We start from the raw sequence: 6,367 nt of genomic DNA on the forward strand, positions 1-6,367 counted from the left end.
CCTCACCGGGTCAGGCCAGCGCCCCGTGGCATTGCTTGAACTTCTTGCCCGATCCGCAGGGGCAGGGATCGTTGCGGCTGGGGTTGCCCCAGGTCGATTGATCCGTCTCGTCGAAACCCTCGCGCGGGGTGCCGGTCGGCGCGGCCGCGGCCGGTGCCGCCCCGCCCAGACGCGGCAGGTCCACCGGCTGGTCGAGCTTGCCCTCGGGGTTCATCGCCGCGCGCTCGGCCGCCTGCTGCATGGCCATCTGCTGCTGCATGACGGCCTGTTCCTCGGCCGTCAGCGGACGGATGCGCGACAGTTGCCGCGTCACATCCTCGCGCAGCGCGCCCAGCATGTGCTCGAACAGCACGAAGGCTTCGGACTTGTATTCGTTCAGCGGATCGCGCTGCGCCAAGCCCCGGAAGTTCACCGCCGAGCGCAGATGGTCCAGCGTCACGATATGGTCGCGCCACTTGCCGTCGATCACCTGCAGCAGGAGCTGCTTCTCGATCATCCGCATCGTGTCGGACGAGAAGGCGGCTTCCTTGTCGGCCATCAGCTTGTCCGAGGCCTCGGTGATACGCTCGCGCACCTGCTCCTGATCGACGCCGTCCTCGGCGGCCCAATCGGTGATCGGCAGTTCCAGGAACAGCTTGTCCTTCACCGCCTCGGTCAGCCCCTCGACATCCCATTGATCGGCATAGGAGCCCTGCGGCATGTGCTTGGTCACCATCTCGTCGATGACGGCGTGGCGCATGTCGGTGGTGATCTCGCTCAGATCTTCGGCTTCCAGGATCTCCAGCCGCTGGCCGAAGATCACCTTGCGCTGGTCGTTCATCACGTTGTCGAACTTCAGCAGCGTCTTGCGGATGTCGAAGTTGCGGGCCTCGACCTTCGCCTGGGCCTTTTCCAGCGATTTGTTGACCCAGGGGTGAACGATGGCCTCGCCTTCCTTCATCCCCAGCGTCGACAGCACCTTCTCCAGCCGTTCCGAGCCGAAGATGCGCATCAGGTCGTCTTCCAGCGACAGGAAGAAGACCGAGCGCCCGGGATCCCCCTGACGGCCCGAGCGGCCGCGCAGCTGGTTGTCGATGCGGCGCGATTCATGGCGTTCGGTGGCCAGAACGAAGAGGCCGCCCGCGTCCAGAACCTTCTGCTTCTCCTCGGCGACCTCGGCCTCGATCCGGGTGCGCAGCGCCACCGGATCAGCCTGCGGATCAGCCGCCAGCGCGTCCATCACCTGCATGTCGACATTGCCGCCCAGCTGGATGTCGGTGCCGCGACCGGCCATGTTGGTGGCGATGGTCACCGCACCCAGACGCCCCGCTTCGGCGACGATATGCGCCTCGCGTTCGTGCTGGCGGGCGTTGAGGACGTTGTGGACGATCCCTTCCGAGGTCAGAAGCTGGCTCAGCTCCTCGGATTTCTCGATCGAGGTGGTGCCGACCAGGATCGGCTGACCCTTGGCATTGGCTTCCTTGATCTCGGCGACGATGCCCAGGAACTTCTCGCGCGCGGATTTGTAGACCTGATCGTGTTCGTCCAGACGGGCGATCGGCCGGTTGGTCGGGATCTCGACCACGCCCAGGTTATAGATTTCCTGGAATTCCTCGGCCTCGGTCGAGGCCGTGCCGGTCATCCCGCCCAGCTTCTTGTACATGCGGAAGTAGTTCTGGAAGGTGATCGAGGCCATCGTCACCGTCTCGGGCTGGATCTGCAGCCCTTCCTTGGCCTCGACCGCCTGATGCAGGCCTTCCGACAGCTGACGGCCCAGCATCATCCGGCCGGTGAATTCGTCGATCAGCACGATCTTGCCGTCGCGGACGATGTAATGCTGATCCTTGTGCAGCATCTTGTGCGCGCGCAGGCCCTGGTTGACGTGGTGCACCAGCGTCGTCGATTCCGGGTCGTAGAGCGTCTGGCCTTCCGGCAGAAGGCCCGCGGCATAGAGCAATTGCTCGATATGCTCGTTGCCTTCCTCGGTATAGCTGACGGTGCGCTGCTTCTCGTCGAGGGTGAAATCCTCGTCCACCAGCTGCGGGATCAGCTCGTTCACGCGGACATAGAGGTTGCCGCGATCCGCCATCGGGCCCGAGATGATCAGGGGCGTCCGCGCCTCGTCGATCAGGATCGAGTCGACCTCGTCGACGATGGCGAAGTTATGCCCGCGCTGCATCATCTGACCGAGGTCGGTCTTCATGTTGTCGCGCAGGTAGTCGAAGCCGAGTTCGTTGTTGGTGGCATAGGTGATGTCGGCCTGATAGGCCGCGCGCTTCTCGTCATCGGGCTGATGCGGGACGACGACGCCGGTGGTCAGGCCCAGCTTGGCGAAGACCTTGCTCATCCAGCCCGCGTCGCGGCGGGCGAGGTAATCGTTGACCGTGACGATATGCACGCCCTTGCCGGACAGCGCGTTCAGATAGGCCGGGAAGGTGGCGACCAGCGTCTTGCCCTCGCCGGTCTTCATCTCGGCGATATTGCCCTGATGCAGGAAGATCCCGCCGATCAGCTGCACGTCGAAGGCGCGCAGGCCCAGCGCCCGCTTGGCGGCCTCGCGGCAATTGGCGAAGGCCTCGGGCAGGATCGAGTCGAGGCTCGCCCCTTCGGCCACCCGCGCCTTCAGCGCTTCGGTCCTGGCAATCAGCCCCGCGTCGTCCAGCGCCGCGATCTCATCCTCGAGCGCGTTGATCTTTGCGACGAGGGGGCGGACTGCCTTGACCTTGCGGTCGTTCGCCGTGCCGAAAATCTTCCGGCTGATCGTTCCAAGCCCCAACATCTGATCTCCGCTCGCCTTTGTGTGACCGGCTGGCTGCACCGGCGGACTTGCCGGTCGGCGGCTGCTTTCTTAAACAGGGCGCGGCTGGCCAGCCCGTGAAAAATCCGTTCTGGCATGTAAGGGGCGGCCATCTGAGTGTCAATCACAGCGGCCCGAAGGGATGCGATTCAGGAGCCTTGCATGTTCAAAAACGCTCGATATGCGGCCGCAGCCGTGCTGCTGTCGGTGCTCGCCGCGCCGGCACTGGCGCAGGACGCCCCGACTGCCGCAACGGTCATCGCCCGCGTCGGCGAGACCGAGATCACCCTTGGTCAGGCCATCGCGCTCCGCGCCCAGCTGCCGCAGCAATTCACCCAGGTGCCCGACGAAACCCTGTTCCCGGCGCTGGTCGAACAGCTCATCGAACAGGAGCTTCTGGCGCAAGCCCAAGCCGGCGACCTGTCGCTGCGCGACCAGCTGATGCTGCAAAACGAGACGCGCAACTTCCTGGCCAATGCGGCTCTGGTGCAGGTGGCGACCGCCGCCGTCACCGATGAAAGCGTGCAGGCCGCCTATGACGCCTTCGTCGCCGATTACGCGCAGGGCGAGCCGGTGACCGAATACCACGCCGCGCATATCCTCGTGCGCAGCGAGGAAGAGCGCGACCAGGTGGTCGCCGCGCTGGCCGAGGGCCGCGATTTCGCCGAAGTGGCGCAGGAATTCTCGGCCGATGGCTCGGCCCAGCAGGGCGGCGATCTAGGCTGGTTCGGCCCGGGCGTGATGATCCCCGAGTTCCAGGCCGCGGTCGAGGCGCTGGAACCCGGCCAGGTGTCGGAGCCGGTGCAGACCCGCTTCGGCTGGCATGTGGTGAAACTGCTGGAGACCCGCAACGCCACCGCGCCGACGCTCGACCAGGTGCGCGAGGATCTGGTCACCCAGATCCAGCGCGAGGCGACCCGCGCCTATATCGAGGAACTGCGCGCCGCCAGCACCGCCGAGAACCTCTCGGAAGGCATGGACCCCTCGCTCCTCAGCCAGACGACCCTTCTGGACGAGTAACGGCCGGGCGTCTATCCTCCGCCCCGCAACCGGCCCGTACCCTCCCGGGGGTGCGGGCCTTTCTCATGCCGCAGGAGCCCGCTGGCTATGGCCAAGACGTACAAAGAGAAAGCGAAGAAGTGGAAGGCCCGCGCCAAGGCGCTGGAGGGGCAGGTCGCTGCCGCCCCGGCCCCGGCACCCAAGGCCAAGGTCACCCTCGTCTCGCCGCTCGCCCCCAAGGACGGCTTCCCGGCGCTGCCCGCCATCAAGGGCGTCGAGTTCGCCACCGCCCAGGCGGGCGTGCGCTACAAGAACCGCACCGATGTCATGCTGGCCCGCCTCGCGCCCGGCTCGGTCGTCGCCGGGACCTTCACCCGCTCGGCCACCCGCTCGGCGGCGGTGCTGGATTGCCAGGCCAAGATCGGTCTGCCCGCCCCGGCCGAAACCGGCGCCGCCATCCTGGTGAACTCGGGCAATTCCAACGCCTTCACCGGCGCCCGGGGCTGGGCCTCGGTCAACGCGCTCTCGGCCGCGGTGGCGGAGAAGCTGGGCCTGCCGGAAACCCGCGTCTTCACCTCCTCGACCGGGGTGATCGGCGAGCCGCTGCCGCATGACAAGATCGAGGCCGCGCTCGACGGGCTGGTCGCGGGCCTCGCCCCCGGCGGCATCACCGACGCCGCCCGCGCCATCATGACCACCGACACCTATCCCAAGGGCGCCATGGCCCTGGTCGAGACCGAGAACGGCCCGATCACCATCGCCGGGATCGCCAAGGGCTCGGGCATGATCGCGCCCGACATGGCGACGATGCTGGTCTATGTCTTCACCGATGCGGCGATCAGCCAGAAGGCGCTGCAGACCATGGTCAGCCGCCACACCGACCGCAGCTTCAACGCCATCACCGTGGACAGCGACACCTCGACCTCGGACACGCTGCTGGTGGCCGCCACCGGCCAGGGCCCGGCGGTCGGCAACGGCCGCTCGGCCAGCGCCCGCGCCTTCGAGAAGGCGCTGGGCGCGGTGATGCTGGATCTGGCGCATCAGGTGGTGCGCGACGGCGAGGGCGCGACCAAATTCGTCGGCATCACGGTGACCGGCGCCGCCTCCGAGGCCGATGCCAAGCGCTGCGCCCTCTCCATCGCCAATTCGCCGCTGGTCAAGACCGCCATCGCCGGTGAGGACCCGAACTGGGGCCGCATCGTCATGGCGGTGGGCAAATCCGGCGCCGCCGCCGACCGCGACAAGCTCGCCATCACCTTCGGCAATATCCAGGTGGCGAGCGCGGGCCTTGTCGATCCCGACTACAAGGAAGAGGACGGCGCCGCCTACATGAAGCGGGAAGAGCTGGAAATCGGCGTCGACCTCGGCCTCGGCAAGGGCCGCGCCAAGGTCTGGACCTGCGATCTCACGCATCGCTACATCGACATCAACGCCGATTACCGCTCCTGAGAAACAGGGGTAACGGGCCCTGCCCCGCCCCTTCTTTGCGCGTCAAATATCCTCGGGGGGTCCGGGGGGCCTTGCGTCGCGTCGGATCGTCCACCGGACGTTCCAACGCTCCTCACCCCCCAGCGCCCACCGCCTGCGAAAGCTCCGCTGATGAAGACCCTCCTCGTCTCTGCCGTGGCCCTGATCGACGCCGACGGCCGCGTCCTCCTCGCCCAGCGCCCGCCGGGCAAATCCATGGCCGGGCTGTGGGAATTCCCCGGCGGCAAGGTGGAAGCCGGCGAGACGCCGGAAGCCGCCCTGATCCGTGAGCTGCATGAGGAGCTGGGCATCGAGACCTGGCATTCCTGCCTTGCCCCCCTGACCTTCGCCAGCCATTCCTACGCCGATTTCCACCTGCTGATGCCGCTCTTCGCCTGCCGCCGCTGGGAGGGAATCGTCACCCCGCGCGAGGGGCAGACTCTGGCCTGGGTGCGGGCCCGGGACCTGACCGACTATCCGATGCCGCCGGCCGATATCCCGCTCATCCCGATCCTGCGCGACTGGCTGTAGGGAAAGGCGAAACACTCTAGGTCGTAGCCGAGCATTGTTTCCAAATTTCCAGCAATGGAACAATCAAGTTCCTGATGCCAAACGATAAATGTGACGTTTTTCTGGCGGGGTCTGCTGGAATGTGGCAGAAATGGGGCACGGTGAACGAGGGACTAACCATGCTGAAAACGATCATGATCGGCCGCTACCTGAGCATCCAGGGGCAGTTCGTGCGCACGACGCCATCGGGGCTGGTCGTGGTCAAGGTCGGCAACAAGACCTTCATGGGTCGGCCGGTGCAAAAGCGCCACGCCGCCTGAAGGGTCAGCCCGGCGGCGCGAGACCGGGCACACAGAAAAACACACCAGTGTAACGAGTAACCGGGTGCGGCATCGCGAGATTCCGCACCCTTTTTCCTGCCTCCTCGGCCCGGGCCGGTGTGTCCTTCCCGCATCACTCCTCACCCCTGCCCCGACTTTCCGGAGAAAATTGGAACCCTCGGCCCCTCTCGTCCGTCTAACCCTGCAGAAAAGTCTGCCAGAGAGAGTTCCATGCCCCTGCTGTCCCGCCGCGCGCTGCTCGCCGGTCTCGCCACGCTCCCCGTCGCCGGCTGCG

The 6,367-nt window shown here is 66.3% G+C and carries 5 protein-coding genes; 4 read left to right on the forward strand and 1 reads right to left on the reverse strand.

The genetic code is table 11. The features are described from left to right. Positions 1-10 precede the first annotated feature (10 nt). Complete coding sequence (gene secA / locus VDQ18_RS22250; RefSeq protein ID WP_323023053.1) at positions 11-2,758, reverse strand: preprotein translocase subunit SecA; 2,748 nt, start codon at positions 2,756-2,758, stop codon at positions 11-13. 180 nt (positions 2,759-2,938) lie between these two features. On the opposite strand from secA, the gene VDQ18_RS22255 reads away from it, so the two are divergent. The 4 genes from VDQ18_RS22255 to VDQ18_RS22270 all read left to right on the forward strand — a co-directional run bounded on the left by VDQ18_RS22255 (position 2,939) and on the right by VDQ18_RS22270 (position 6,072). Then, positions 2,939-3,796, forward strand: coding sequence for a peptidylprolyl isomerase (locus VDQ18_RS22255; protein WP_323023054.1), 858 nt, complete (start codon positions 2,939-2,941; stop codon positions 3,794-3,796). 87 nt (positions 3,797-3,883) lie between these two features. Next, a complete protein-coding gene (gene argJ / locus VDQ18_RS22260; RefSeq protein ID WP_323023055.1) occupies positions 3,884-5,224 on the forward strand; it encodes a bifunctional glutamate N-acetyltransferase/amino-acid acetyltransferase ArgJ in 1,341 nt (446 codons plus the stop codon). Between the two features lie 150 nt (positions 5,225-5,374). Beyond that, complete coding sequence (gene mutT, locus VDQ18_RS22265) at positions 5,375-5,773, forward strand: 8-oxo-dGTP diphosphatase MutT (protein ID WP_323023056.1); 399 nt, start codon at positions 5,375-5,377, stop codon at positions 5,771-5,773. Positions 5,774-5,931: 158 nt separating this feature from the next. Next, the gene (locus tag VDQ18_RS22270; RefSeq protein ID WP_170121903.1) at positions 5,932-6,072 is read left to right on the forward strand and encodes a hypothetical protein; all 141 of its coding nucleotides are present in this window, start codon (positions 5,932-5,934) and stop codon (positions 6,070-6,072) included. Positions 6,073-6,367: the final 295 nt, after the last annotated feature.

The organism is Pararhodobacter sp. (assembly GCF_034676075.1).
Classification (GTDB): domain Bacteria; phylum Pseudomonadota; class Alphaproteobacteria; order Rhodobacterales; family Rhodobacteraceae; genus Pararhodobacter.

Excerpts from the sequence above, each read along its gene's own strand:
- VDQ18_RS22255 (WP_323023054.1), top strand. The coding sequence starts at position 2,939 with ATGTTCAAAAACGCTCGATATGCGGCCGCAGCCGTGCTGCTGTCGGTG.
- mutT (WP_323023056.1), top strand. The coding sequence starts at position 5,375 with ATGAAGACCCTCCTCGTCTCTGCCGTGGCCCTGATCGACGCCGACGGC.
- argJ (WP_323023055.1), top strand. The coding sequence starts at position 3,884 with ATGGCCAAGACGTACAAAGAGAAAGCGAAGAAGTGGAAGGCCCGCGCC.
- VDQ18_RS22270 (WP_170121903.1), top strand. The coding sequence starts at position 5,932 with ATGCTGAAAACGATCATGATCGGCCGCTACCTGAGCATCCAGGGGCAG.
- secA (WP_323023053.1), bottom strand. The coding sequence starts at position 2,758 with ATGTTGGGGCTTGGAACGATCAGCCGGAAGATTTTCGGCACGGCGAAC.